This window comes from Asticcacaulis sp. P2_C5 (assembly GCF_056404555.1).
The window spans coordinates 166,857-191,151 of record NZ_JBFUDU010000010.1 but is presented as its reverse complement, the minus strand read 5'-3'; the positions used below and the strand labels follow the sequence as shown (position 1 = coordinate 191,151).

Below are 24,295 nucleotides of genomic sequence, written 5' to 3'. Positions count from 1 at the left end.
ACGATCAATGCTCGGTCAGTGGGTCCAAGTTAGTAGCGGAACTACAATGGCATGTGTGCGTCGAACTGGAAGACATGGAAAAGCAGATGTAGTTTTCTCCTTGCCATGTGCGGCATTTTGGTTCGATGATGCGCCGCAACACGGAGCCCTATGCCATGGCCGATACGATCGCTGTCACCGCCCTCGATGCCTTTGTCGCCGACCTGCCCAAGGCCGAATTGCACCTGCATATCGAAGGCTCGCTTGAACCCGAACTGATGTTCGCCCTGGCTCAGCGCAACAAGATATCGCTACCCTTTGCGACCATTGACGCTGTCCGCGCCGCCTATGACTTTTCCAACCTGCAGGATTTTCTCGACATCTATTACCAGGGCGCGAATGTCCTGCAGAGCGAGGAAGACTTCTACGACCTGACCATGGCCTATGTCCGCCGCGCTGCCACCGATCGTGTTCGCCATGCCGAGATCTTCTTCGACCCGCAAACCCACACCGATCGCGGAATCCCCTATGCCGTTGTCATCGAAGGCCTGAGCCGGGCACAGCGCGACGCTGAAGAGCTGGGTGTATCCTTGTCACTGATCCACAGCTTCCTGCGTCATCTCAGCGAAGACGCCGCCTTCGAGAGCCTGGCCATGGCCGAACCCTGGCTCGACCGGCTGGTCGCCGTCGGGCTCGACTCGTCCGAGGTCGGCCATCCCCCGTCGAAGTTCAGGAACGTCTTCGCCCGATCGCGCGAGATGGGACTGAAACTGTGCGCCCACGCCGGCGAAGAAGGCCCGCCCGAATATGTCTACGAGGCGCTCGATATCCTGAAGATTGACCGCATCGACCACGGCAACCGCTCTCTGGAAGACCCGGCCCTGGTACAGCGCATCGTGCGCGAAGGCCTGACCCTGACGGTCTGTCCGCTGTCGAACCACAAGCTGTGCGTGGTGCGTGACATGGACCTGCATCCCATTCCCGACATGCTGCGCCGGGGCTTGCGGGCCACCGTCAATTCCGACGATCCGGCCTATTTTGGTGGTTACGTCAATGACAACTTCCTGGCTTTGACACGACGCGGCCTGATCACCAGGGCGGATTGCATCACCCTGGCGCAGAACAGCATAGCCGGCGCCTTCCTGAGTGACGAACGCAAAGCCGCCTTAGGTGCCGAGATCGAGGCGTATGCGGCCGCCCACTGACTTGGACGGGGATGGATGTTTCGGCGCCGGATCCTTGCCGCCGATCCTGTGATAGAAGCGGTCGCCGCTATAGGCCGCCCAGACGACGACACCGACGCCCAGCACGATGAAGGCCGCCGCCATGCGCAGGGTCTCGGCGTCATAGGCGTGGACAAATTGCCACCAGAAGACGCCAGCCGATACGCCATAGGCGATCAGGCAGTTGCGCACATGATGGCGCGGGCCCAACAGGGCGGCCAGAAGCGACGTAAAGGCATAGAGGCTCGACAGATAGCCGTAGAAAACCACGACATAGATGGCGGCAAACCAGGTCTTCAGGGCATATTTGATCGGCGAGCCCTGCATGAACATGCCGGTGACATAGGTCGCGTCGTCCATGGCGTTGCGATAGGTGTCGTGGACACCGGTCGCAAAGGCCGTCAGGCTGGTATAGTTCTCCGCCGACAAGGGCAGGAAAAACTTGACCAGCAGGACCACAGCGACGGCCAGGTTCAGTTCGAACAGCTTTTCGACCAGCCAGGTGAGGAAGCGTTTAAACGGCATAGCGGTAATGCCCCGTGATGTCGTAGCCGAACAGGCTGGCTTCTTCCTGCGGTCCGGCGCCGATATTGTGAATGACGCGCGACGCCGCCGGCTCGCTGACCACGGCGATATGCGGCTGGCCGTAAGGCAGACGATAGGTCACGAGATCGCCCGGCAGATAGTCGGCTGCGTTGCGCGTTACAGGTCTGGCCGTGCCGAAACGGGCAAAAAAGACCCGCAGATTGGGCACGCGGCGGTGATCGATATTGCTGTCGGGACGGCTCAGCCCCCAGGTCTTCGGATAGAGGGCGAAATGCGCCGCCATATCTTCGTGGACACGCTGCTGCAGGTCTATGCCCAGGGCGCGATAGGCGCGGATGACGACATCGGTGCACACACCCTTGTCCGACGCGACATCGCCCATGGGATAGGGAATGCGGGTGTAGGCGGGATCGTAGATGACGGCGTGACGGGTCTGTTCGCGCGCCGCCGTGACCAGGCCCAGGGCCAGACCTTGTGCCGGCGCAGCCTGGGCAAGCGCAGGACCTGCCAGAAGCAGGGCGGGTAAGCCGGTCAGGAGAGAACGACGATTCATGAGGACGATTCCAGAGCGAATCCGTCAGAGGTATATCGTCCGTGATAGGCGAAAATTGCGACCTCTTAAAGGCCGAAACGGTAATGCCCGGTCATGGGATAAAAGAGCAGTTGATCGTCCTGCTTCGGGCCGGCGCCGCAGTTCTGGATCACCATCAGGCGGTCGGTGATCAGCGACTTGGTGTCGCTGACGACGGCGATGTGCGTGCCGCCAAACGGCGTATTGGTGATGAGGTCGCCCGGGCGGTAATCTGCGGGGTTCTGTGTAACCGGCAAGACTGTCCCAAAACGTGAAAAGAAGACGCGCAGATTGGGCACCCGGCGATGGTCGATATTGCTGTCGGGCGCCGTCAAACCCCATTTTTGCGGATAGAGATCGAAATGGGCCAGCATGTCTTCGTGGACCAACTGCTGAAGATCGATCCCCAGCGCACGATAGGCACGGATAACGACATCCGTGCAGGCGCCGCGATCGGCCGCGACATCACCCATCGGATAGCCGATCCTGGCATAGCCGCCGTCATATTTTGTCTTGACCAGGGTCTGGGCATGCGCCGCCGTCAGGAAGGCAAGGGTCTTGCCCTCGGTGGCAACGACCTTCGGCTTGACGGCACAGGCCGACAGGGCCAGCAGCGGCGCTGCCGCCAATAACGAACGCCGGTTCATGGCGTGATGCCTAATTTACTTGGTTGCGCCTTCCAGGCCCTTGCCGACGGCGGTGATGTCCTCGCCAACGCCCTGGATGGTGTGGCAGGCGCTGACCATAGGGGCCAGCAGCAGCAGGGCTGCGATCACAATACGCTTCATGGACGACTCCTCAGATGTACAGGTGAAACTAGAGACAGCAATTGTGGCATTTTTAGGCGACTTGCCTCTTCATGGCAATGTAGCGTTATGTGATGCGCCATTGCATTGTATCAAACACACAAAAGGCCGCGGCTGACGCCACGGCCTTTCTTAAACTTGCATTTTTGCCCGACCAATTACTTGGTGGCGTCTTCCATGCCCTTGCCGACGGCGGTGACGTCCTGGCCTGCGCCCTGAATGGTGTGACAGGCGGTGGCGGACAGCGGAATCAACACGGCAAAGGCAACGATAATAAGGCGTTTCATGGTCTTAATCCTCTCGCTCGGTATGGCGTGTTCCATGATCGCTCAGAGCAGGTAAGGATACGATGCGCAACAAGGGCCGGAATACGAAAGGGGCAATATAGCCATTCCAACCCGGCTCAGCGCGTCCTGACGAAGATATTGCCGGTCAGGCGGCCCAGGCGTGGATCCGGGCTGAAATCGAAATCGTCGGGAATGAACCCCGAATGCAGTAAGGCGCCCTGATAGATCAGCAGACGGTTGAAGCGGCCTTCGACATGCAGGATTTGTTCATAGCGCTCGTCCGAGGCGCCGATAAAGCCCGGTTTGGGCGGACCAAGCTGCGCCATTTCCACCGCCGCGGCAGCCTGCAAGGCCGGCAAGCGAGCTTCGGTCACGCGTTCTATGCCGGTCGCACGATGGCGATAGAAAGCCGTGCCTGTGCCGGGGATATCATTGAGATAGTGCAGGACGGCCAGCAGGGTCTGGTCGGGCGAATCGAAATGCGGGACGCGCTGCTGGGGCGCCAGTTCGTCTCGGCGGCGGGTAACCAGCGAAAAACTGGCCTCGACCATATCGAAGGCGTCAGCATCGAAGACACCGCCGATGAACGGAGCCGCCTGTTCGACCACCGCCACCATATAGGCATCGGCCGCGGCATCGGCCGGGGTGATAACGCGGCGCAGGCCGGGATAGGCGACGTCCTTTTCCGGCGGAAACGGCGCAAGGGCCGCGGCAGTCGCGACGGCCGAACGGGCATCCTCGAGAAAGTCGTCGATTACCACGACGCGGCTCTTGTCATTGCCGATCTCATGCACCTTGATGTCCACGGCCATAGCTCCTTTTTTTGCGCTCCTCATCTGTGGCGGCGAGCTTTGCACAGAACGCGAAAGACGTTAAGGGATCATCATGAAACGCGTAAGTGTGATAGGCGCCGGGCCGGCCGGATTGATGTGTGCCGAGCAGCTGAATGCCGCCGGCCTCGCGGTTACCGTCTATGACCGCATGCCATCGGCGGCGCGGAAATTCCTGATGGCCGGGCGTGGTGGCCTAAACCTCACCCATTCCGAACCTTTCGAACGATTCGTCGCACGCTATGGCAAGGCTGCGACACGGCTGCGGCCAGCCCTGGAAGGCTTTACGCCGGCCGATCTGCGCACCTGGGCCGACGGCCTGGGTGCCGAGACCTTCACCGGCAGCAGCGGACGGATATTTCCCAAGGCCATGAAGGCTTCCCCCCTGCTGCGCGCCTGGCTGAAGCGGCTGGATGACCGGGGCGTGATCTTTCGAATGCGTCATGACTGGATAGGCTGGGATGGCGATACGGTGATCTTCCGCCATGGCGACGCGGTGGTAAGCCAACAGGCCGACGCCGTGGTGCTGGCACTCGGCGGCGCCAGTTGGCCCAGGCTGGGTGGCGACGGTGGCTGGAAGCCTGTGCTGGAGGCGCAGGGTGTTGCCGTGAAGCCGTTCCAGCCGTCGAACGGCGGCTTTATGTGCCGGTGGAGCGACGGATTTGCCGAGCGCCACGCCGGGACGCCACTGAAGAACATCGCGCTCGACTTCGCCGGCCGGAATGTGCGCGGCGAGCTGATGCTGACGCGAACCGGCATCGAAGGCGGTGCCGTCTATGCCCTGAGCGGCGCCCTCCGTGACGCGGTGTCGCGCAGCGGATCGGCGGAGCTGACGATCGATCTGCGGCCGGACCTGAGCGCCGGCCAGGTGATTTCAAAACTGGGCCGCGCCTCGCCCAAGGACAGCCTCAGCAACCGGTTACGCAAGAGCCTGAACCTGACGCCGGCGGCCATCGCCCTGGTCCACGAAACCGGCGCCACCGACATCAAGGCGGTGCCGCTCCAGCTAACCGGCGCCCAGGGGCTGGACCGCGCCATATCGAGCGCCGGCGGGATCGCCTTCGACGAGGTTTCCGAAGGATTTGAACTGAAGCGTATGCCGGGCGTCTACGCCATCGGGGAAATGCTCGACTGGGAAGCCCCGACCGGTGGCTATCTGCTACAGGCCTGTTTCAGCACGGCCGTGGCGGCGGCGCGAGCAATCGCCGCGTGACAACATCACATTAACGCGACCGAGGGTGACAGGCCCGACGGAATTGCGCAAAAGTGGCGCCGGCCCCAGGATATTTCCCTATCCTTGCGGCAGCAAAAATAGTATCGCGCGTTACAATATAATCCAAAAATGGAGCCAGACCCGATGCCCGATGCCAGCCCCAACCGCGCCCCCGTCCATGTCTTCGACTGGGATAGCCTGGATGACCACAAATATATGGCCGACAGCGCTATCTGTGCGCAACTGTTGCGGGACGCCGCGGTGGCACTGGATGACCAGACCCGCGCCGTGGTGCGCGCCGAAGCCGAAAGCCTGGTCCGCGCCACGCGCAAGGCCGCCCGTCGCCAGGGCGTGGTCGAGGGTTTCCTGAAGGAATTTTCGCTGGGCACCGCCGAGGGGCTGGCCCTGATGTGCCTGGCCGAAGCCTTGTTGCGGACACCGGATGAGGCGACGCGCGACCAGCTGATCGCCGAAAAGATCGCTTCGGCCGACTGGGCGTCGCATCTCGGCCATTCCGACAACTGGTTCGTCAATGCCTCGACCTGGGGACTGATGCTGACTGGGCGGATCATCGATGTCGAGGACAGCGCCAAGAAGGACCTCAAGGGCTATCTTCATGGACTGACCCAGCGGGTCGGCGAGCCGGTCATTCGCGCCGCCGTCGCCCAGGCTATCCGCATCATGGGTGAGCAGTTCGTGCTGGGGCGGACCATCGAGGACGCGCTGAAGCGAGCAAAGAAGGAAGGCTATCTCTGCTCGTTTGACATGCTGGGCGAAGGCGCGCGCACTGAAGACGACGCCGTGCGTTACGCCCAAGCCTATGCCGATGCCATCACCGCCCTGGCCAAGGTCGCGAAGGGTGGTCCCGAAGTCTTTAGTCCTGAGACTGGGCACGGTATCTCGGTCAAGCTGTCGGCCCTGTATTCGCGCTATGAGGCAGCGAAGGAAGCTGACGTCTTCGCCGTGCTGTATCCGCGCGTCAGGGCACTGGCGATCCAGGCGGCAAAAGCCGATATCAATTTCACGCTGGACGCCGAAGAGACCGACCGCCTGGCCCTGTCGCTGAAGATCCTCGACCGGCTGTGCCACGAGGCCGAACTGGGCGAATGGCGCGGGCTGGGCCTGGCCGTGCAGGCCTACCAGAAGCGCTGCCCCGAGGTCATTTCGGCTTTACGGGAACTGGCGCAAAAGAGCGGCCGACGGCTGATGGTCAGGCTGGTCAAGGGCGCCTACTGGGATACCGAGATCAAGCGCGCCCAGGTCTATGGCCGCGAAGACTATCCGGTCCATACCACCAAGGCTGCGACCGATCTCAGCTACCTGGTCTGCGCCAAGGCGCTGATCGACGCCGCCCCCCACATCTACAGCCAGTTTGCCACCCACAACGCCCACAGCCTGGCCTCGGTGCGGCGCATGGCCCAGGCGAAAGGCGTGACGGTCGAATATCAGCGCCTGCATGGCATGGGCGAACAACTGTATGCCCAGGCGGCGGAGCAGTTCGAGGCCTTCCCGCTGCGCGCCTATGCGCCGGTCGGCGGCCATGAAGACCTGCTGCCCTATCTGGTCCGCCGGCTGCTGGAGAACGGCGCCAATTCGAGCTTCGTCAACGCCCTGCTGGACGAGAGCATCCAGCCGGCTGACGTCATTTCCGATCCGGTGGAAAAGGTCACGAAGCATCCCGACCGCCACGCCCGCCTGCCCCTGCCCCGCGACCTGTACGGTGACCGGCTCAACAGCCATGGCGCCGATATTTCGGTCGCGGCCGTGCGCGCGCGGCTGGACGCGGCGGTGACGGCGCTGGACAGCGATCCGAAGGACGGCAATGCGCTGATCGGCGGCAAGCCGCATTCGACCTATGCGGCGCATGTCTTCGCGCCGGCCAACCTGACCCAACTGGTTGGCGAGACGCACGACGCCGATCCGGCCATGATCACCGAAGCCTTCGATCGCGCGGCGGCAGCCCAACCGGCGTGGGATGCGCTGGGCGGCGACGGTCGCGCCAAAGTACTGGAAGCCATGGCCGACGCGCTGGAAAGCCGCCACGACAAGCTGTGCGCCGTGTTGGTGCGCGAGGCAGGCAAGACGTGGGGCGACGCCATTTCCGAAGTTCGCGAAGCGGCGGACTTCTGCCGCTACTATGCCAGGCTGGCGCGCCAACAGTTCGGTGCGCCGACCCCGCTCAACGGGCCGGTCGGCGAGCGCAATTCGCATCAGTTGCACGGGCGCGGCGTCTTTGTCTGTATCTCGCCATGGAACTTCCCGTTGGCCATCTTCACCGGCCAGATCGCCGCGGCCCTGGCTGCCGGCAATGCCGTTCTGGCCAAACCGGCCGAGCAGACGCCATTGATCGCTCATAAGGCGGTCAAGCTGTTCTATGGCGCCGGATTGAAGCCCGACCTGCTGGCCCTGCTGCCCGGCCAGGGCGGTACGATCGGCGCGGCCCTGGTGGCGCACCCGGGGATCGCCGGCGTGGCCTTCACCGGCGGCACGGATACGGCGCGGATGATCAACCTGACCCTGGCGCAAAAGGAAGGCCCGATCGTGCCGTTCATCGCCGAGACCGGTGGACTGAACGGCATGTTCGTCGACACCACGGCGTTAAAGGAACAGGTGGTCGACGACGTCATCCAGTCGGCCTTCGGATCGGCGGGCCAGCGCTGCTCGGCGCTGCGGCTGCTGTTCTTGCCGCATGAGGTGGCCGACAGCTATATCGAGACGCTGAAGGGCGCGATGGACCAGTTGCGCGTCGGAGATCCGGCGCAGTTCGATGTTGATATCGGACCGGTGATCGACGCCGATGCGCAAGAACTGCTGCAACTGCATGTCGAAAAGCTGAAACAACGCGGCCAGATCCTGCATCGTACGGCGGTACCTGCCTATCTCAACGGCCACTTCTTCGCCCCGACCCTGGTCGAGATTTCCGGTCCGCACGAACTGGCGCGCGAAGTGTTCGGTCCGGTCCTGCACATCGTTCGTTACGATTCCCAAAATCCGGAAGAGATGACGAACGCCTTGAAATCAAGCGGTTACGGCCTGACCCTGGGCGTGCATTCGCGGCTGGAGGCCTTTGCCGAGGCGATCATGAAGGCCGTTCCGGCTGGCAATGTCTATGTCAACCGCACAGTCATTGGCGCTGTCGTCGGCGTCCAGCCGTTCGGCGGCGAAGGCCTGTCGGGCACGGGGCCCAAGGCCGGGGGACCACTCAGCCTGACACGGTTTGCCAGCGAACGCGCGGTCAGCGTCAATATCACGGCGCAGGGGGGCGACCCGGCCTTGCTGAACTTGTGAGCCCTTTGATACTGCGCGGCGACACGGTCGATCTGTATTGTGGCGGCGTCGACCATATCGACGCTGAAGGCCGCGACGTGGCGGAACTGTGCGCCATGCTGGGCGTAGCACTTCCCCCCGAATGGCCCCCCCTGCATAACGACGAAAACACGCGCGCCTGGTTGCGCAATGGCATAGTCAGTCATCCCGGCTCTGAGCCGTGGTGGTGCTACTACGTCGTGGCGCGCGAGGACAATGTGCTGTGCGGCCTGGCGGGCTTCACCGGCCCGCCGGCCGACGGTGAAGTCATGGTCGGCTATTCGATCCTGCCGCAGTATCAGCGCCGCGGCTATGCCAGCGAAGCCGTCCGGTTGCTGATGCAGCGCGCCTTTGCCGACGGAGTCAAAACCTTCGTCGCCGAGACCCTGCCCGATCTCGTGGCCTCGCAGGGCGTGATGACGAATAACGGCATGGTCTTCGTCAGCGCCCGCGAGGACGACGACGATGGCACTGTGTGGCGCTTCGAACGCCGGGCGGGCTGAGTTTGCAGCGACTGTTGTTTATCTGTTCGGCAAACCGCCTGCGCAGCCCGACGGCCGAGCAGGTGTTTTCACAATATCCGGATGTTGATGCGACCTCGGCGGGGTTGTCGCACGACGCGATCGATCCCCTGACACCCGAACATTTCGAGGCGATCGATATTATCTTCGTCATGGAAAAGGCGCACCGCACCAAGCTCAGCCGGCATTTCAAGCACTATATCGGCGCAGCGCGGGTGGTGTGCCTGAACATTCCGGACGATTACGACTATATGCAGCCGGAACTGATCACCCTGCTGAAGGCCCGGGTCGAACCGCATCTGAGGTAGTGGGACGCCACCCTCTCAACATATTGCGATCGACGCAAATGGTTCGCACAGACGTCATATTCGAGGCTCAGACCCTTGGCCGGAAATCAGCCAATGTGCAAACCAGGAGACGGTCATGACGCAATCCTTCAGCAGGCGCCACGTGGTGGGCGGCATGGCGGTTACCGCTGGATTGACCCTGACATCCATGGCCCGGGCCGACACCTCCGGCACAGTCGCCTTCCTGGGCGTCGGTGATTGGGGCCGCGACGGCACCGAACATCAGGCCGACGTGGCGGCTCAGATGGACAAGGCAGCAGCAGAGACCGGCGCCGCCTTCGTCATCTCGGTCGGCGACAACTTCTACGACAACGGCGTCCAGTCGACCACCGATCCGCAATGGAAGACCTCGTTCGAGGACGTCTATATCGGCGCCCATCTCCAGATGCCGTGGTATGTCGCGCTCGGCAATCACGACTATCGCGGCGTGCCCCAGGCGCAGATCGACTACAGCGCCGTCAGCCCACGCTGGAGGATGCCAGCGCGCTATTTCAAGGTCGCGGGCGCCAGCTTCGGCCACCCCGACGCCGACCTGTTCGTCATCGACACGTCGCCGCTGGTCCATCAATACGCCGACAAGCCCGGCGCGATCGGCGACAATGTCAAAAGCCAGGACACTGCCGCGCAACTGGCCTGGCTCGACGCCGATCTGGCGGCATCGACGGCCGGCAAGAAGCTGGTCATCGGCCACCACACGCTGTTTTCGGGCGGTAGCGGCCACGGCGATACGCCGGAAATGGTCGAGCGCATCCTGCCGATCCTGAAAAAGAACCAGGTCCTGGCCTATATCAACGGTCACGACCACGATCTGCAGCATATTGTCCGCGACGGTGTGAACGTGATTTGCACCGGCGCCGGGTCGGAAGTGCGCCCTGTCCAAAGCGTCGACGGCACGCGCTTCTGCGCGGCGCAGTCAGGCTTTTCCATCTTCCGCCTGACGTCGCAGGGCCTGTCGCTGGAATTCCGCGACTATGCCGGCACGTCGCTGTATCGCGCCGACATCGGTCGGTCGGTGCTCAGAACCTGATATCCGGCAAGGCGGCGAAGACGTCGACCAGGGCCTTGCCCCAACCGCGCGAGATTTCCTGAAAATACGGATCGTCGCGTTCGAAACGGCGTTGCTCAGTGATTTTCAGCGCGTCCTTCGCCAGCACCTGCAGATCGATGGGCAGGTCGACCCCGGCATTGGCGCGGATGGTCGAATCGAACGACACACACAATAGCTTGACCGCCGCCTCAAAGCTCATATCGAGATTCAGCGCCCGAACCAGGATCGGCCGGCCATACTTGGTCTCACCGATTTGGAAAAACGGATTGTCATCCGTGGCCTCGATAAAATTGCCTTCGGCATAGATCAGGAACAGCCGGGCTGGCCCGCCCCTGATCTGTCCGCCCAAAATCAGGCTCGCATTGAACGGCTGGCCGTTGGAAGAACTGTAGCTGCGAACAATGTCGCGCAGGGTGTTGCCGATAAGGGTCGCCACCTGGAACATCGACGGCGCATCGAGGATGGAGGGATTGCTGCGATCGAGCGCCCGCGTGGCATCATCGAGGCGGCTGACAACCATCTGTGTCGTGGCCAGGTTGCCGGCCGACAGCAGGGTAATGACGCGCTCACCCTGGACTTCCCAGCTATGCATCTTCCGGACCTGGGAGATGTCGTCGACACCGGCGCTGGTTCGGGTGTCGGACATGAAGATCAGTCCGCTGTGAAGTCGCAATCCTACGCAATAGGTCATATCTTTATTCCTGACGGACTCCGCGCCTGCACCAGAATCGCACCGTCGTGAAAGGGATAACGCACCTTTCTTTCGATTGGGATAACCTTTAGTGAAACCCGCCCTTCAAGGCCGGTAACGGCAAATTGGCGTCCAGAGTCAGGCGCACTGATGAAAGCGCGCAGAATTTCTGATATGACTGTGTCACGATCCTGCGCTATAGCCCATACTACACTATGTTGGTGTTCTTTGGGTCAGCGTTCTCAGGCTCAGCCGGAATACGAACAGGGTGCGGCATAGCAATGCCATGATCGCGAGGGCACGAGCCCAGGATCACGACGTTTAAAGTTTTACTTCGACCTCGCTTTTCTCAGGCCGTCATGACCGCATCCGCAGACACGTCTCTTGGCGCACCGCCGACCAACGGAGTGCCCGAAAATTTCAAGCCGCCCCACCCCAGCCTGCACACCAACCGTGTGCTGCCGGGCTTCAAGGCGTCATTGGGCTTCACCGTCATCTATCTGTCCCTGATCGTGCTGATCCCGCTGGCGGCGCTGATCGCGCGGCCGTGGGAACACGGCTGGCAGGGTTTCTGGTCCGTCATCACCGACACGCGCGTCCTGGCTTCGCTGAAGCTGACCTTCAGCACGGCCGCCGCTGCCGCCCTGCTTAATCTGGTGGTAGGCCTGATGATCGCCTGGGTGCTGACGCGCTATAAATTTCCAGGCTCGAAGATTCTCGACGCGTTTGTCGACCTCCCGTTTGCCCTGCCGACCGCCGTGGCCGGGGTTGCGCTATGCGCACTGTATGCCCCCAATGGCTGGATCGGATCATGGTTCGCACCGCTGGGCATAAAGATCGCCTATACACCGGTCGGCATCTTCATCGCTCTCGTCTTTGTCGGACTGCCGTTCGTCGTGCGCAGCGTTCAGCCGGTCCTGGCCGACTTCGACGCCGAGGTCGAGGAAGCCGCCCGCACCCTGGGCGCGTCACCGATCCAGACCGCCATTCGCGTCGTCCTGCCCGCCCTGGCGCCCGCCCTGTTGACCGGTTTTTCGCTGGCCCTGGCGCGTGCCGTCGGTGAGTATGGCTCGGTCATCTTCATCGCCGGCAACATGCCCTATGTGTCCGAAATCACCCCATTGCTGATCGTCATCAAGCTGCAGGAATTCGACTATGCCGGTGCGGCCAGTGTCGCCCTGATCATGCTGTTGCTGTCTTTCGGCGTGCTGGCCGTGATCAACGCGCTGCAGATCTGGTTGTTCGGTCGTGGCCAGGGAGCCGGTAAATGAGGGCGCTTCCCGCACAGACCCCGAAGACCGCCGGCGCCTGGGGCCTGTCACTGGGCGCCGTCTTCTGGATGGGCCTGATCATCGTCCTGCCGCTGGTCACCGTCATGTTCGAAGCGTCGAAAGGCGGCCTGGCGCCGTATCTGGCCGCCATTGCCGAGCCCGACGCCATCGCCGCCATCAAGCTGACCCTGCTGGTCGCCGCCATCGCCGTGCCTCTGAATGCTGTTTTCGGTATTGCCGCCGCCTGGTGCATCACGCGCTTCGAATTCAAAGGCAAGGGCCTGCTGCTCACCCTGGTCGACCTGCCCTTCACCATCTCGCCGGTCATATCGGGCCTGGTGTGGATGCTGCTGTTCGGCGCCCAGGGCTGGTTCGGCATGTGGTTGCGCCTGCATGATATCCAGATCGTCTTCGCCCTGCCGGGCCTCGTCCTTGCCACCACCCTGGTCACCCTGCCCTTCGTCGCGCGCGAACTGATCCCGTTGATGAGCGATCAGGGCACCGACGAAGAAGTGGCCGCCCGCACCCTGGGGGCACGCGGTTGGGATATCTTTTTCCGTGTGACCCTGCCCAATATCAAATGGGCCCTGCTGTATGGCGTGCTGCTGTGTACGGCGCGGGCCATGGGTGAATTCGGCGCCGTCAGCGTGGTGTCCGGCCATATCCGCGGCGAAACCAATACCCTGCCGCTGCAGATCGAAATCCTTTATAACCAATATGAATCAGTCGCGGCCTTCGCCTGCGCCTCGATCCTGGCGGGCCTGGCCATCGTCACCCTGATCCTTAAATCCATCCTGGAATGGCGCTTCTCTGGTGAGCTCGCCGCCAACCGGAGGCACTAAACCATGTCCCTGACCGTATCCAACATCACCAAGACCTTCACCAAGTTTGCGGCCCTGTCCGACGTGACCTTTGAAGCCCAGCCCGGCGAATTCCTTGCGCTGCTCGGACCTTCAGGCTCGGGTAAGACAACCCTGCTGCGCCTGTTGGCCGGACTCGACCAGCCCGATTCCGGTGCCATAGCCTTCGATGGCGAAGACTTCCTGGCGCTCAATGCCCGCGACCGCCGCATTGGCATGGTGTTCCAATCCTACGCCCTGTTCCGCCACATGACGGTCGCCGACAATATCGCCTTTGGCCTGACCGTGCGTCCGGCCAGCGAGCGTCCGGCCAAGACCGACATCAAGGCCAAGGTGGCCAGTCTGCTGGAACTGATCCAGATGCAGGACTACGGCAAACGCTTTCCCGCCCAGTTGTCGGGTGGCCAGCGCCAGCGCGTTGCCCTGGCCCGCGCCCTGGCCATCTCGCCGCGCATGTTGCTGCTCGACGAACCGTTCGGGGCGCTCGACGCCCTGGTGCGCAAGGACCTGCGCCGCTGGCTGCGCCGCATCCATGACGAAACCGGCGTCACAACCGTCTTCGTGACCCACGACCAGGAAGAGGCCCTGGACCTCGCCGACCGTGTGGTTGTGCTGAAGGAAGGCCGCATCGAACAGATCGGCGCGCCGCTGGAACTGTATCGCGAACCGAAATCGGCCTTCGTCTTCGACTTCCTGTCGAGCAACAACAAGGTCGACGGCGTCCTGCGCCAGGGCTCCGTCGATTTCGGCGCCTTCGCCGTGCCGGCCGTCGTTTCGGGTGCGGTCGATGGTCCTGTCACGGCGCGTTTTCGTCCGTTCGACACCCAGATCGCACGTGCGGGGCCGGGTTTTGCCGTTACGGTGCTGTCCGTCCTACCGGCCGGCGCCAATCTGCGCCTGGAACTGAAGGCCGCCGACGGCCAGGTCTTCGAGACCCAGCACGCCCACGATTCAGAAGCCAGCACGTTCAGGGCCGGCGATGCGGTCAGCCTGCTACCGACGAAGGTGTATGTGTTCGGCTAACCACAACACCGCCCGCTGCCGGCAGACGATCCGGTAAAAGAAATGTTGTCCGCGCATCAAGTGAGTGCAGGCGGTCGCGTGAATAGAAGCAGTCCAGCAGGTCCTTGTCGAACAGATCGGCATTGGCCGCTGCAAACCGCGCATAATCGTTGTCGGGAGACCGCCGAATACGCTCAGAGATCAGCGACAGGAACGCCACGGTGATAGTCTCGTTATAGGCTTCCGGTCTGCCGGCGCGCACCGCCAATGCCCGAGCGCTGATGGCAAAGCGTTGCAGCGCCTCGACAAAAGGCGACGTCGTCAAAAGCGTGTAGGCTACCCGCACATGTCCGGCGTGACCGAAGGTCTTCGGATCGATATTGCCGCTTTCGAATCGCTCCAGTTCCGCAGCCTCACCGTCCATTCTTTGCCTCCTTCAATTGATGCGCATCGTCGGCGGTCAGATGGAGATCATAGACCGCCCGCAACCCTTCGATACGGCGCAGGGTATCGGGGCCGAAAGCCAGCTTGCCTTCATAGGCGTGCAATAACACACCCTCGATCAATTCGCCGAGCGGCATGTCCAGAGCTTCGGCCAAGCCCTTAGCGACCTTCAGTATGCGGCGTTCAATGCGGACACCGGTTTGAATTCTGTCTATTGTTACCATGGTACCAAGATAACAATATTCACGTCATATTGCAAGCCGCGCCATGCGGCCTTACCGCGAATTAACTTGTGACCGACCCTTGCATCTGAAACCATCTCGCTATCAGCGCGCCGCAGGATACGGCGCATAACAGGCCGGGAGGGCATATGAACGGAATTGAACTATACGCGCCGCGAACGGCGCGCCATCGCCGCACGTGGACAGCCGTTGTCATCGTGCTGCTTGTCGCCTTCGTCCTGATCGGGCAGTTGACCACCATATTCGGCATTCTGAAGCCGATGGGCTTTCATAAGGCCGACCTCAGTACGCAATGGCTGCCCGTGGTTATCCAGCTCGTGGGCTTCGGCTTCACGGCCCTGCTCGTCTTTCTGTGGGCGGGTTTGTTCGAGCGCCGCAGCCCGGTCACGCTGGGCTTCAACGACAAGGCCTTCATCCGCTATGGCCGCGGCCTGTTGGCTGGCTTTGCCTTCCTGACGACGGTCGTTGGCATTATCTGGGTGATGGGCGGCTACCACATCGAGAACCACGGCGTCTGGACTGCCCCGACCATGGCCCTTTTCATCCCGATTGCCTGCTTGTTCGGCGGCTTCATGATCCAGGGCGCGACCGAGGAGATCCTGCTGCGCGGCTGGCTGATGCAACTGGTCGCGTCACGCCACGGACTGATCCTGGCCATCGTCATAAATGCGATCGTCTTTTCCCTGCTCCACGCCAACAATATCAAGCCGTCGAAGGAACTGGCGCTCGGACTGATCAACATTGTCCTGTTCGCCGTCATGATTAGCCTCTACGCTATCAAGGAAGGCTCGTTGTGGGGTGTCTGCGCCTGGCATTCCGCCTGGAACACCCTGCTTGGCGTCGGTTTCGGCCTGGAAGTCAGCGGCGAAAAGATCGCTGTCGCGCCCCTGGTCGTCGATCTGGCGCCAACCGACGGCGCGCAATGGTGGCTGACCGGCGCCGCTTTCGGTCCGGAGGCCAGCCTGGTCACCACCGCCGTGCTGCTGGTCGGGACGGCCTATTTCCTGGCGACCGGCGCGTTGAAGCGCGGCAAACGCTACGCCATACCGGAACCTGTTATCGCTGAATCCGTGGCGTAATCGCGCCCATCGCGGAAAACATGAAAATCAGGGCATTTCATCGATCAGCGTGATCGTGAAATGCCCTAACTTACCGTAAGCGCAGCCTCGGTAACGGACTGCACGCTGGCCTCAAGCGGCTTCAGGACGCCCAGGCGCAGCATGTCATCTTCGCCGGCCTTGGCCAGGATATCGTAGATGGTGCGCTTCTCGACATCGCTGAAGTGGCTGCCGCCCCGCCCCGACACCCCCTTGTTGAACCGGACTTCGCTCTTGTTTTCCATGGCGCGCGTCAGGGCTGCGTTGACGGCGTCCTCGGCGTAGTGGTGTTTCGGATCGACGTGCCGTGCCATGCGCATCAGGACGGCTGCGGGTTCTTCCTTGAATTCGTCGTAACGCAGCCACAACGGCGCCGGCTTGCTCTCCGCTTGGCATTCACGGTCGTAGCGCAGCCACTGGGCATAGAAGCGGGCATACCACAGGGTAACCGTATGGACGACGCTATGGCGCCGCTCGTCCGACGTCATCTCGGGATAGGGCTTTCCGTTCGATATGATGGTGTCGTCGACATAGTCCTGGCTGGCCTCCATACCGGTAGTCATGTCGATACTGCTCTTCAGGCAGTCGAGGATGTCGCGCGTCGCAATGATGACCGGCATGTCGAAGGCCTCGATCATCTCGGTGACGTGACGGCTGGGGTACATGTGCAGATGCATGACAGTCGCCAGCGGCCGCGCCGGGCGCTGGATATGCGCCTCCAACAGGCTGGGCATATACAGGTCGCGCGACTGGTCGGTATTGGCATAGGAGCCGCGCGTCAGCTGGCTGGTGAAGTTCTCGGCCAGCAGATGGATCAGCGCCGTGCGCATGAAGGTGCCGCCGACCTTGGGCGGATAGGCCAGCAGGACCTGGCGGTTGTCGCTCCGGGCGGCCTTGATGATGTCGCGCACGCCGTCGATCATACGGCCGTCGGCACGGGGCACGGCCATCATGACCTTGCAAAGGGCTTCGTAGGCGGACATGAGATCACTACAATTTGCGAGTTTCCGATGACACAACGGAGGCGCGATTCGCCGTCGAACGCCAGACCGCTGGTCGCGCGCGCACCGGAAAGTGATCTTCCCCCCTTGGCCTAATGCGTCGCCGTCAAGGCCTCAAGACGGTCGTACAGATCTGTCGGCAGGAACGGCTTGACGATCAGTTCGTTCATCCCGGCTTCCAGGCAAAGCCGGCGGATTGTCATCATGGTATGGCCAGTGATCCCTAGCACAGGCACGGCCGCGCTATTGTCCGCCTTTTCACGTCGTCGTATCGCCTGGGTCGCCGCAATACCGTCAACCTCCGGCATTTCGATATCCATGATGATGGCGGCGTATCGGGCGCCCTGAGCTTTTTCGACGGCAACGCGGCCATTGATGGCGCGGTCGACCTCGTAACCCTCCATTTCCAGCGCATCGGTAATAAACTGCGCATTGGGTTCGTAATCTTCGGCCAGAAGTATCCGGCCGCGCGACGGCAAGGTCTCGCTCATGGCTGCCTCCGTGGAACTGCCGACATGGGCAGGCCTGCCGCTATAGAATTACCGGCCCCGTGGCCGGTGCGGCAAATCACACCTTACACCCGGACCGGGATTTTTGAAATCACAGCTCTGTGGGCAGTAAAGCCATGAGCACCACGGTCACAGCAGCGATAACTGCGGATCCCCGCCGCGAAACCGGCTGTAGTCAAGATTGCGGCGGGCTTCGCGGCCATACTGGTTGAAGCCCAGTTTCCGTGTCGCGACCTCGAACCGTCGTTTCAACATGTCGGCATAGATGCCCTCACCGACCATGCGGGATCCGAAGCGGGCGTCGTTCAGCTTGCCGCCGCGCGACTCGCGTATGTGGTTCAGTACCTTGTTGGCCCGATCGGGAAAATTGGCCTGCAGCCACTCCTCGAACAGGGTCTTTATCTCGTAAGGCAGCCGCACCAGAGTATAGCCGGCGCGATCGGCGCCGGCGTCGCGCGCCGCCGCTAAGATCGCCTCCAATTCGTGATCGGTCAGGCCGGGGATCATCGGCGCCGCCAGAACGCTGACGGGAATACCAGCCTGATGCAGGGCAGCGATCGTATCGATCCGCCGCGACGGTGTCGCCGCACGCGGTTCCATGACCCTGGCGACGTGACGATCCAGCGTCGTCACCGACAGGGTCGCGCTGACCAGCCTCTCCGCTGCCATGGGCGCCAACAGGTCGAGATCGCGCTGGATCAGGGCCGATTTGGTGATCAGGTGGACCGGATGACGGAATTCATACAGTACCTCCAGCAGGCCACGCGTGATGCGCTCCTGCTTCTCGGTCGGCTGGTAGGCGTCGGTATTGATCCCCAGAACGGTTGGGCCTGGCTTGTAACGCCGGTCAGACAGCTCAGCACGTAACAGCTCGGCGGCATTGGGTTTGCGGAAGATGCGCGTCTCGAAATCCAGCCCCGGCGACAGGTCGAGATAGGCATGGCTGGGCCGGGCAAAGCAATAGATGCAGCCGTGTTCGCAACCCTTGTAGGGATTGATCGAGCGATCGAAGCCGACATCGGGTGACGTATTGCGCGTAATGATGGTCCGCGCCGTATCGACGCCCAGGACCGTCTCGCGGCGCTCGAACTGGTGCCGTTCCTGCTGCGTCCAGCCATCGTCGATCTCATAGCGATCCGGCGCATCAAAGCGCCCGCTCGTCCGGTTGGACACTGAGCCCCGCCCCTTGCGCGCGCGGTTCGGCAAGGCAGCGTCATCGCTAATCGGTGTCGTGCGCAGGGTGGGTGGCGGCATAGCGTCACCTTAACCCTCAACCGGAACAAATCAAGAACAAACTGGGCCTATACGCTGCGTTGGTGATATGGTCTTCCGGAATTCTGCGCGCTCCGCCACAAAATCAACGAAATTTCTACACAATCAGTTTAGATTAAATACCATTGACGCACTTTGGATTAAACAATATCAATCTGGTGTAGATTGAAAACGGGCGTCGGAGAGGCAACACATGCTATCCATGAAAGCCAAATACGCGTTGAAGGCGCTTATTCATATGGCACAAAGCGAGTCTCCGACCCTGCCCAGCAAGCAGATCGCCGAGGCTGAGAATATACCGCAGAAGTTCCTCGACAATATACTCCAGGAACTGCGCCAGAATGGCTTCGTCGATTCCAAGCGAGGCATTTTCGGCGGCTACGTCCTGGCCAAGCCGGCCAGCGAGATCTTTCTGGGCGACATCATCCGCATCATCGACGGTCCGCTGGCGCCCATTCGCTGCGCCTCCCTGACCGCCTATCAGAAGTGCGACGACTGCCGCGATGAAGCTGCCTGTCACCTGCGTCGCCTGATGCGCGATGTCCGTGACGCCATGTCGGCCGTACTGGACGGCCGATGTTTGCAAGACCTGATCTCGGCACCCGAACTGCTCGAAGTCCGTACCGCTTAACCCGATTTTTCCACCACCCTAACTCATCAGACGAGGATCACATGAGTGTACCGTCAGACCTTTCCGTACGTTCCAATCTCACTGAGCAGGGGCTCAGCGAGACCGAGCGCCATATCCTGAACACCCTGCGCAATATCCGCTTCGGCGCCCTGGAGATCGTGGTTCACGATTCTCGCGTCGTCCAGATCGAACGCAGCGAAAAAACGCGCTTCGACGTCAAGGGCAAGCCGCTTAGCGAAAGCATTTCTTGAGCGAAAAGCTCAAGAACGGGCGAAAGCATTTCTTGAGCGAGAAGCTAAAGAACGGGCGAAAGCATTTCCTAAGATTTCGTCTCAAACCAAACAATCTTAAATCAACAAAAACAATACACTGACCGGACGCACCGGAAGTGATCTGCACATCAACAGGACATCTTCCATGCGACTCATTCACCTCTCCGCCAGCGCCATCGCGCTGGCTGCGGCCCTGGCTGCCGCGCCCTTTGCCGCCCAGGCTCAAAGCGCCTTCGTCCATGACGACGGCACGCCCTTCACCACCGATGAAAAGATCGACGCCCTGCAGGCCGAGGTCGATCTGCTGAAGCGTCAGCGCGACGTCGATCAGGAAGTCACGACGGCTACCGCCGCCAAGACGCCGACCGTCACCGTCGACAAGAAGGGCCTGAAATACGTCTCGCCCGACCAGAAGTACGAACTGGGCCTCAACGCCCAGATCAATGTCGACGTCCACAGCTTCGGCAATGACGCCGGTACCCTGGTCGACGAAACCCAGGATCGCCTGATCCGCCTGACCTTCAGCGGCCGCGCCGGCAATGCTTCGTTCCGCATCGTTCCCGAGTTTGGCGGCTCGTCCTCAGCCGCCTCGTCCATCGTTGACGGTTACATCGAATACAAGTTCAGCGACCTGTTCAATGTCCGCGCCGGCAAGTTCAAATCGCCGATCGGCCTGGAGCGCCTGCAGTCGGACCCGGATGTCATCTGGACCGAACGCGGCCATTCAACCAACCTGGTTCCCAACCGTGACGTCGGCTTCCAGCTGTTCGGCACCGCCCTGTCCAATACGCTTGAATATCAGGTCGGCCTGTTCAACGGCGCCAGCGACAACGTCAATCTGAACAACGACCTCGACAACAAGAAGGACATCGCCTGGCGCGTCTTCGCCCAGCCCTTCGCCAATACCGATTTCGTCTTCCTGCAAGGCCTCGGCATTGGCTGGGCCGGCACCGACGGCGAGCATGTCGGCAACGCCACCAATACCCAACTGCCGAGCTATCGCACACCGGGTCAGCAGACCTTCTTCAAATACGCTGCCAATGTCTATTCCTCGGGCAAGCTCACGCGCTCCAACCCGCAGGCCAGCTTCTACTTCAACAATTTCGGCCTGCTCGCCGACTACATCTCCGAAAAACAGGACGTGACCAAGGTCGGCGGTACGTCGGCCCAGCTGGAAAACACCGCGCTTGACCTGTCGGCCTCGTGGGTCATCACCGGCGAAAGCCTGGGCTACAAGGGCGGTGTCAAGCCAAGCCACGACTTCTCACCCGGCGGCGGCGGTTGGGGTGCCTGGGAACTGACGGCGCGCTACGGCTACACCGATGTCGATGATGCGGCCTTCACCACCTATGCCTCGGCTACGGCGTCCGCCACCAAGGCGACCTCGACCGGCCTGGGCGTCGCCTGGTACCTCAGTGAAAATCTCAAGCTGCTGGCCGACTTCGATCATACCGAGTTCAAGGGCGGCGCTGTCACCGGCGATCGGGCCGACGAAGACTTCGCCTCGGGTCGCCTCCAGTTCCGCTACTGATCGCACTCACGATAGATTTTTTGCACAAATGGACGCAGTATAGCCACGTGTTTGCGTGCCGCGCGTCCCTCCCTACTCAAGGATAAGACCTATGAACCGCAGAAACTTCCTCGGCACCAGCTTGATCGGCGGCGCCCTCGCCGGCACCGGCCTCCTGACCGCCGGCGCCGTGCAGGCCAAGGCCGCCAGCCTGCTCAACGTCTCCTATGACCCGACCCGCGAACTGTATGAGCAGTACAATGCCGCCTTCGCCAAATACTGGAAAGGCAAGACAGGCACCGATCTGACCGTCCGTCAGAGCCATGGCGGTTCCGGCGCCCAGGCGCGCTCGGTGATCGACGGCATCAATGCCGACGTCGTCACCCTGGCCCTGGCCGCCGATATCGACTCGATTGCCGCAAAGACCGGCCTGCTGCCGGCCAACTGGCAGAGCCGCCTGCCCAACAACTCGTCGCCCTATACCTCGACCATCGTCTTCCTGGTCAAGAAGGGCAACCCGAAGAAGATCAAGGATTGGGACGATCTGATCCGCCTCGACGTCTCGGTCATTACACCCAATCCGAAGACCTCGGGCGGCGCGCGCTGGAACTACCTGGCCGCCTATGCCTACGCCAAGAAGCGCTGGGGTACCGACGACAAGGCCAAGGAATTCCTGAAGAACCTGTTCGGCCGTGTGCCGGTGCTCGACACGGGCGCCCGCGGTTCGACCGTCACCTTCGTCGAACGCGGCGTCGGCGATGTGCTGATCGCCTGGGAAAACGAAGCCTATCTGGCCGTCAACAAGCTGGGCCAGGGCAAGTTCGAAATCGTGACGCCGTCGATCTCCATCCTGGCCGAACCGCCGGTCGCCGTGGTCGACAAGGTCGCCCAGAAGAACGGCAATCTGGAACTGGCGCGCGAATATCTGAAGTATCTCTACAGCGACGAAGGCCAGGATATCATCGCTCAGAACTACTATCGCCCGTCCAATCCAGCCATCGCCGCCAAATATGCCGGCCGCTTCCAGAAGATCCCGCTGGTCACCATCGCCGACTTCGGTGGCTGGAAGAAGGTCCAGAAGGAGCAATTCGATTATGGCGGCGTGTTCGATCAGATCACCAAAAAGTAAGTAAAGTCGCCGGGGCTCAGCCCCTGCACCCGATACATTTTTCAGGGCAGGCGTCCACCCGGGCGCCTGCCTTTCTGACGTAATAAGGCCGACTTCCCTTATGAGGCGAATCGGCCTACCAGTAGCCATACCAAAACCATCCTGCGGCAGGCTCCCCTCACCCCGGAACCTGCCGATTTTTTGTTGCAACTGTCCCCACATAGTGCTGACCTGCCACAAACAGGGAGCACATCATGGACCGGCGCAGCATTCTGATCGGCCTTGCCGCCGCGGCCGTCGCCGGCCCAACCCGCGTCAACGCCGCCGTCCCCGCCGCACGCCCCGCCCCGGCTGAGCGCAAGTTCACCAGCCCCGCCGTCGAAACCCTGATCGCTGACATCAAGAGCCGCCTGCGCGACCGCGAACTCGCTCAGCTGTTCGAGAACTGCTTTCCCAATACGCTTGACACCACCGTCACCACATCCGTCATCGACGGCCGCCCCGACACCTTCGTCATCACCGGCGATATCGATGCCATGTGGTTGCGCGATTCCTCGGCCCAGGTCTGGCCTTATCTGCCCCTGGCCAAGGACGATCCGGCCCTGCGTACGCTGTTCCATGGCCTGATACGCCGCCAGGCCGACTGTATCCGCCTCGATCCCTATGCCAACGCCTTTATGCGCGACCCAGCCCAGCCGACCAACCTCGTCTGGTCACTGGACGACAAGACCGACATGAAGCCTGGCGTCGCCGAACGCAAATGGGAGATCGACAGCCTGTGCTATCCCGTCCGCCTAGCCCACGGCTATTGGCAGGCGACCGGCGACACCACGCCCTTTGACGGCGACTTCCAACAGGCCCTGCGCCTGATCCTGCAGACCTTCCGCGACCAGCAGCGCAAGTCCAGCGACGGGCCCTACCATTTCCAGCGCAAGGCCGAGAATCCCGTCGACACCCTGCCGCTCAACGGCTACGGCGCACCGACAAAAAAGATCGGGTTGATCCACTCCGGCTTCCGCCCATCGGATGACAGCTGCATCTATCCCTTCCTCATCCCGTCCAACCATTTCGCCGTCGTCACCCTGCGGCGCATGGCCGAGTTGTCCGACGCGCTAGACATGGGCGCCGGTTTCGCCATCGACTGCACCGGCTTGGCCAACGAAGTCGCCAGCGCCCTCGACATCTGGGGCAAGACACGCCTTCCCACCGGAGATATCGTCTGGGCCTATGAGGTCGACGGCTACGGCAACGCCCTGTTCATGGACGACGCCAACACGCCCGGCCTGCTCAGCCTGCCCTATCTCGGCGCCATGCCGGTCACCGATCCGACGTATCAGCGCACGCGCAAGGCCGTGTGGAGCCTGGCCAATCCCTATTTCTTCAAGGGTCAGGCCGCCGAAGGCATAGGCGGGCCGCATATCGGTCGCGACATGGTCTGGCCCATGTCGTTGATGATGCGCGCCCTGACCACCTCCGATCCCGCCGAGATCCGCAAGGCGCTCGACATGCTGAAGCTTAGCCATGCCGGCACCGGCTTCATGCACGAAGCCTTTCACAAGGACGATCCGGCAAAATTCACACGCTCGTGGTTTGCTTGGGCCAACACCTTGTTTGGCGAGACCGTGCTTGATATCGTCAAACGGAAACCGGAACTGGTACTGTAACTGCCTTTGGGGGCCCCTGAGTGTTGTCGAACCGAGTATTATCG

27 protein-coding genes are annotated in these 24,295 nt (G+C 61.8%); 15 read left to right on the top strand and 12 right to left on the bottom strand.

Annotated features, from left to right (window positions below):
* The first annotated feature begins 155 nt into the window (after positions 1-155).
* On the top strand, positions 156-1,184 hold the full coding sequence (locus AC1DXO_RS18365) for an adenosine deaminase (RefSeq protein WP_476979631.1): 1,029 nt from the start codon (positions 156-158) through the stop codon (positions 1,182-1,184).
* Here the strand turns inward: AC1DXO_RS18365 and AC1DXO_RS18360 are convergent.
* From AC1DXO_RS18360 to AC1DXO_RS18335, 6 genes are all read right to left on the bottom strand, one after another.
* Positions 1,146-1,727 (bottom strand): hypothetical protein, encoded by a 582-nt coding sequence (locus tag AC1DXO_RS18360; protein WP_476979630.1) that lies wholly within the window; start codon positions 1,725-1,727, stop codon positions 1,146-1,148. The genes AC1DXO_RS18365 and AC1DXO_RS18360 overlap by 39 nt on opposite strands.
* A complete protein-coding gene (locus AC1DXO_RS18355; RefSeq protein WP_476979629.1) occupies positions 1,717-2,301 on the bottom strand; it encodes a DUF1287 domain-containing protein in 585 nt (194 codons plus the stop codon). Before AC1DXO_RS18355 ends, AC1DXO_RS18360 begins: the two co-directional genes overlap by 11 nt.
* A gap of 65 nt (positions 2,302-2,366) precedes the next feature.
* Positions 2,367-2,966 (bottom strand): DUF1287 domain-containing protein, encoded by a 600-nt coding sequence (locus AC1DXO_RS18350; RefSeq protein ID WP_476979628.1) that lies wholly within the window; start codon positions 2,964-2,966, stop codon positions 2,367-2,369.
* Between the two features lie 15 nt (positions 2,967-2,981).
* On the bottom strand, positions 2,982-3,107 hold the full coding sequence (locus tag AC1DXO_RS18345) for an entericidin (RefSeq protein WP_476979627.1): 126 nt from the start codon (positions 3,105-3,107) through the stop codon (positions 2,982-2,984).
* Between the two features lie 176 nt (positions 3,108-3,283).
* On the bottom strand, positions 3,284-3,412 hold the full coding sequence (locus tag AC1DXO_RS18340; RefSeq protein WP_476979626.1) for an entericidin: 129 nt from the start codon (positions 3,410-3,412) through the stop codon (positions 3,284-3,286).
* A gap of 116 nt (positions 3,413-3,528) precedes the next feature.
* Positions 3,529-4,218 carry a DUF6445 family protein gene (locus AC1DXO_RS18335; RefSeq protein WP_476979625.1) on the bottom strand — a complete coding sequence of 230 codons (690 nt, stop codon included), beginning with the start codon at positions 4,216-4,218 and terminating at the stop codon, positions 3,529-3,531.
* Between the two features lie 79 nt (positions 4,219-4,297).
* Between AC1DXO_RS18335 and AC1DXO_RS18330 the strand changes: the two genes are divergently transcribed.
* From AC1DXO_RS18330 to AC1DXO_RS18310, 5 genes are all read left to right on the top strand, one after another.
* The gene (locus AC1DXO_RS18330; protein ID WP_476979624.1) at positions 4,298-5,455 is read left to right on the top strand and encodes a TIGR03862 family flavoprotein; all 1,158 of its coding nucleotides are present in this window, start codon (positions 4,298-4,300) and stop codon (positions 5,453-5,455) included.
* Between the two features lie 144 nt (positions 5,456-5,599).
* Complete coding sequence (gene putA / locus AC1DXO_RS18325; protein ID WP_476979623.1) at positions 5,600-8,743, top strand: bifunctional proline dehydrogenase/L-glutamate gamma-semialdehyde dehydrogenase PutA; 3,144 nt, start codon at positions 5,600-5,602, stop codon at positions 8,741-8,743.
* Positions 8,740-9,264 (top strand): GNAT family N-acetyltransferase, encoded by a 525-nt coding sequence (locus tag AC1DXO_RS18320; protein ID WP_476979622.1) that lies wholly within the window; start codon positions 8,740-8,742, stop codon positions 9,262-9,264. Before putA ends, AC1DXO_RS18320 begins: the two co-directional genes overlap by 4 nt.
* 2 nt (positions 9,265-9,266) lie before the next feature.
* Positions 9,267-9,590, top strand: a complete 324-nt coding sequence (locus tag AC1DXO_RS18315) for a low molecular weight protein tyrosine phosphatase family protein (protein ID WP_476979621.1) — start codon at positions 9,267-9,269, stop codon at positions 9,588-9,590.
* Between the two features lie 115 nt (positions 9,591-9,705).
* Positions 9,706-10,656: a purple acid phosphatase family protein gene (locus AC1DXO_RS18310; protein ID WP_476979620.1), complete on the top strand. Its 951-nt coding sequence runs from the start codon at positions 9,706-9,708 to the stop codon at positions 10,654-10,656.
* Here AC1DXO_RS18310 and AC1DXO_RS18305 read toward each other — a convergent pair.
* On the bottom strand, positions 10,646-11,368 hold the full coding sequence (locus AC1DXO_RS18305; protein ID WP_476979619.1) for a proteasome-type protease: 723 nt from the start codon (positions 11,366-11,368) through the stop codon (positions 10,646-10,648). The genes AC1DXO_RS18310 and AC1DXO_RS18305 overlap by 11 nt on opposite strands.
* 359 nt (positions 11,369-11,727) lie before the next feature.
* Between AC1DXO_RS18305 and cysT the strand changes: the two genes are divergently transcribed.
* Genes cysT through AC1DXO_RS18290 form a run of 3 tightly spaced genes read left to right on the top strand, consistent with a single transcriptional unit; the run spans position 11,728 to position 14,522 of the window.
* Positions 11,728-12,639, top strand: a complete 912-nt coding sequence (cysT, locus tag AC1DXO_RS18300; protein WP_476979618.1) for a sulfate ABC transporter permease subunit CysT — start codon at positions 11,728-11,730, stop codon at positions 12,637-12,639.
* Entirely contained in the window at positions 12,636-13,481 is an 846-nt protein-coding gene (gene cysW / locus AC1DXO_RS18295; RefSeq protein WP_476979617.1) for a sulfate ABC transporter permease subunit CysW, read from the top strand. The genes cysT and cysW overlap by 4 nt, the downstream gene beginning before the upstream one ends.
* A 3-nt stretch (positions 13,482-13,484) precedes the next feature.
* Positions 13,485-14,522 (top strand): sulfate/molybdate ABC transporter ATP-binding protein, encoded by a 1,038-nt coding sequence (locus AC1DXO_RS18290; protein ID WP_476979616.1) that lies wholly within the window; start codon positions 13,485-13,487, stop codon positions 14,520-14,522.
* Here the strand turns inward: AC1DXO_RS18290 and AC1DXO_RS18285 are convergent.
* Together AC1DXO_RS18285 and AC1DXO_RS18280 are read right to left on the bottom strand one after the other, a co-directional pair.
* The gene (locus tag AC1DXO_RS18285) at positions 14,485-14,925 is read right to left on the bottom strand and encodes a hypothetical protein (protein WP_476979615.1); all 441 of its coding nucleotides are present in this window, start codon (positions 14,923-14,925) and stop codon (positions 14,485-14,487) included. The genes AC1DXO_RS18290 and AC1DXO_RS18285 overlap by 38 nt on opposite strands.
* Positions 14,915-15,100: a hypothetical protein gene (locus AC1DXO_RS18280; protein ID WP_476979614.1), complete on the bottom strand. Its 186-nt coding sequence runs from the start codon at positions 15,098-15,100 to the stop codon at positions 14,915-14,917. Before AC1DXO_RS18280 ends, AC1DXO_RS18285 begins: the two co-directional genes overlap by 11 nt.
* Positions 15,101-15,315: 215 nt before the next feature.
* On the opposite strand from AC1DXO_RS18280, the gene AC1DXO_RS18275 reads away from it, so the two are divergent.
* Positions 15,316-16,266 (top strand): lysostaphin resistance A-like protein, encoded by a 951-nt coding sequence (locus AC1DXO_RS18275; RefSeq protein ID WP_476979613.1) that lies wholly within the window; start codon positions 15,316-15,318, stop codon positions 16,264-16,266.
* A gap of 65 nt (positions 16,267-16,331) precedes the next feature.
* Here the strand turns inward: AC1DXO_RS18275 and AC1DXO_RS18270 are convergent, their stop codons facing one another.
* The 3 genes from AC1DXO_RS18270 to AC1DXO_RS18260 all read right to left on the bottom strand — a co-directional run bounded on the left by AC1DXO_RS18270 (position 16,332) and on the right by AC1DXO_RS18260 (position 19,048).
* On the bottom strand, positions 16,332-17,267 hold the full coding sequence (locus tag AC1DXO_RS18270) for a hypothetical protein (protein WP_476979612.1): 936 nt from the start codon (positions 17,265-17,267) through the stop codon (positions 16,332-16,334).
* Positions 17,268-17,377: 110 nt separating this feature from the next.
* The gene (locus tag AC1DXO_RS18265; protein WP_476979611.1) at positions 17,378-17,776 is read right to left on the bottom strand and encodes a response regulator; all 399 of its coding nucleotides are present in this window, start codon (positions 17,774-17,776) and stop codon (positions 17,378-17,380) included.
* Between the two features lie 147 nt (positions 17,777-17,923).
* Positions 17,924-19,048 carry a PA0069 family radical SAM protein gene (locus AC1DXO_RS18260; RefSeq protein WP_476979610.1) on the bottom strand — a complete coding sequence of 375 codons (1,125 nt, stop codon included), beginning with the start codon at positions 19,046-19,048 and terminating at the stop codon, positions 17,924-17,926.
* A 211-nt stretch (positions 19,049-19,259) separates the two neighbouring features.
* Here AC1DXO_RS18260 and AC1DXO_RS18255 point away from each other — a divergent pair, with 211 nt between their 5' ends.
* The 5 genes from AC1DXO_RS18255 (at position 19,260) to AC1DXO_RS18235 (ending at position 24,251) form a co-directional block, all read left to right on the top strand.
* The gene (locus tag AC1DXO_RS18255; RefSeq protein WP_476979609.1) at positions 19,260-19,697 is read left to right on the top strand and encodes an RrF2 family transcriptional regulator; all 438 of its coding nucleotides are present in this window, start codon (positions 19,260-19,262) and stop codon (positions 19,695-19,697) included.
* Between the two features lie 41 nt (positions 19,698-19,738).
* On the top strand, positions 19,739-19,948 hold the full coding sequence (locus AC1DXO_RS18250) for a YezD family protein (RefSeq protein WP_476979608.1): 210 nt from the start codon (positions 19,739-19,741) through the stop codon (positions 19,946-19,948).
* A 166-nt stretch (positions 19,949-20,114) separates the two neighbouring features.
* Entirely contained in the window at positions 20,115-21,500 is a 1,386-nt protein-coding gene (locus tag AC1DXO_RS18245) for an OprO/OprP family phosphate-selective porin (RefSeq protein WP_476979607.1), read from the top strand.
* A gap of 91 nt (positions 21,501-21,591) precedes the next feature.
* The gene (locus AC1DXO_RS18240) at positions 21,592-22,608 is read left to right on the top strand and encodes a sulfate ABC transporter substrate-binding protein (RefSeq protein ID WP_476979606.1); all 1,017 of its coding nucleotides are present in this window, start codon (positions 21,592-21,594) and stop codon (positions 22,606-22,608) included.
* 233 nt (positions 22,609-22,841) lie between these two features.
* Positions 22,842-24,251, top strand: coding sequence for a glycoside hydrolase family 125 protein (locus AC1DXO_RS18235; protein WP_476979605.1), 1,410 nt, complete (start codon positions 22,842-22,844; stop codon positions 24,249-24,251).
* The last annotated feature ends 44 nt before the right edge of the window (positions 24,252-24,295 follow it).

Excerpts from the sequence above, each read along its gene's own strand:
- AC1DXO_RS18340 (WP_476979626.1), bottom strand. The coding sequence starts at position 3,412 with ATGAAACGCCTTATTATCGTTGCCTTTGCCGTGTTGATTCCGCTGTCC.
- AC1DXO_RS18360 (WP_476979630.1), bottom strand. The coding sequence starts at position 1,727 with ATGCCGTTTAAACGCTTCCTCACCTGGCTGGTCGAAAAGCTGTTCGAA.
- AC1DXO_RS18345 (WP_476979627.1), bottom strand. The coding sequence starts at position 3,107 with ATGAAGCGTATTGTGATCGCAGCCCTGCTGCTGCTGGCCCCTATGGTC.
- putA (WP_476979623.1), top strand. The coding sequence starts at position 5,600 with ATGCCCGATGCCAGCCCCAACCGCGCCCCCGTCCATGTCTTCGACTGG.
- AC1DXO_RS18330 (WP_476979624.1), top strand. The coding sequence starts at position 4,298 with ATGAAACGCGTAAGTGTGATAGGCGCCGGGCCGGCCGGATTGATGTGT.
- AC1DXO_RS18355 (WP_476979629.1), bottom strand. The coding sequence starts at position 2,301 with ATGAATCGTCGTTCTCTCCTGACCGGCTTACCCGCCCTGCTTCTGGCA.
- cysW (WP_476979617.1), top strand. The coding sequence starts at position 12,636 with ATGAGGGCGCTTCCCGCACAGACCCCGAAGACCGCCGGCGCCTGGGGC.
- AC1DXO_RS18350 (WP_476979628.1), bottom strand. The coding sequence starts at position 2,966 with ATGAACCGGCGTTCGTTATTGGCGGCAGCGCCGCTGCTGGCCCTGTCG.
- AC1DXO_RS18260 (WP_476979610.1), bottom strand. The coding sequence starts at position 19,048 with ATGCCGCCACCCACCCTGCGCACGACACCGATTAGCGATGACGCTGCC.
- AC1DXO_RS18255 (WP_476979609.1), top strand. The coding sequence starts at position 19,260 with ATGCTATCCATGAAAGCCAAATACGCGTTGAAGGCGCTTATTCATATG.
- AC1DXO_RS18235 (WP_476979605.1), top strand. The coding sequence starts at position 22,842 with ATGGACCGGCGCAGCATTCTGATCGGCCTTGCCGCCGCGGCCGTCGCC.
- AC1DXO_RS18265 (WP_476979611.1), bottom strand. The coding sequence starts at position 17,776 with ATGAGCGAGACCTTGCCGTCGCGCGGCCGGATACTTCTGGCCGAAGAT.
- cysT (WP_476979618.1), top strand. The coding sequence starts at position 11,728 with ATGACCGCATCCGCAGACACGTCTCTTGGCGCACCGCCGACCAACGGA.
- AC1DXO_RS18275 (WP_476979613.1), top strand. The coding sequence starts at position 15,316 with ATGAACGGAATTGAACTATACGCGCCGCGAACGGCGCGCCATCGCCGC.
- AC1DXO_RS18365 (WP_476979631.1), top strand. The coding sequence starts at position 156 with ATGGCCGATACGATCGCTGTCACCGCCCTCGATGCCTTTGTCGCCGAC.
- AC1DXO_RS18290 (WP_476979616.1), top strand. The coding sequence starts at position 13,485 with ATGTCCCTGACCGTATCCAACATCACCAAGACCTTCACCAAGTTTGCG.
- AC1DXO_RS18305 (WP_476979619.1), bottom strand. The coding sequence starts at position 11,368 with ATGACCTATTGCGTAGGATTGCGACTTCACAGCGGACTGATCTTCATG.
- AC1DXO_RS18245 (WP_476979607.1), top strand. The coding sequence starts at position 20,115 with ATGCGACTCATTCACCTCTCCGCCAGCGCCATCGCGCTGGCTGCGGCC.
- AC1DXO_RS18270 (WP_476979612.1), bottom strand. The coding sequence starts at position 17,267 with ATGTCCGCCTACGAAGCCCTTTGCAAGGTCATGATGGCCGTGCCCCGT.
- AC1DXO_RS18285 (WP_476979615.1), bottom strand. The coding sequence starts at position 14,925 with ATGGACGGTGAGGCTGCGGAACTGGAGCGATTCGAAAGCGGCAATATC.
- AC1DXO_RS18240 (WP_476979606.1), top strand. The coding sequence starts at position 21,592 with ATGAACCGCAGAAACTTCCTCGGCACCAGCTTGATCGGCGGCGCCCTC.
- AC1DXO_RS18310 (WP_476979620.1), top strand. The coding sequence starts at position 9,706 with ATGACGCAATCCTTCAGCAGGCGCCACGTGGTGGGCGGCATGGCGGTT.
- AC1DXO_RS18250 (WP_476979608.1), top strand. The coding sequence starts at position 19,739 with ATGAGTGTACCGTCAGACCTTTCCGTACGTTCCAATCTCACTGAGCAG.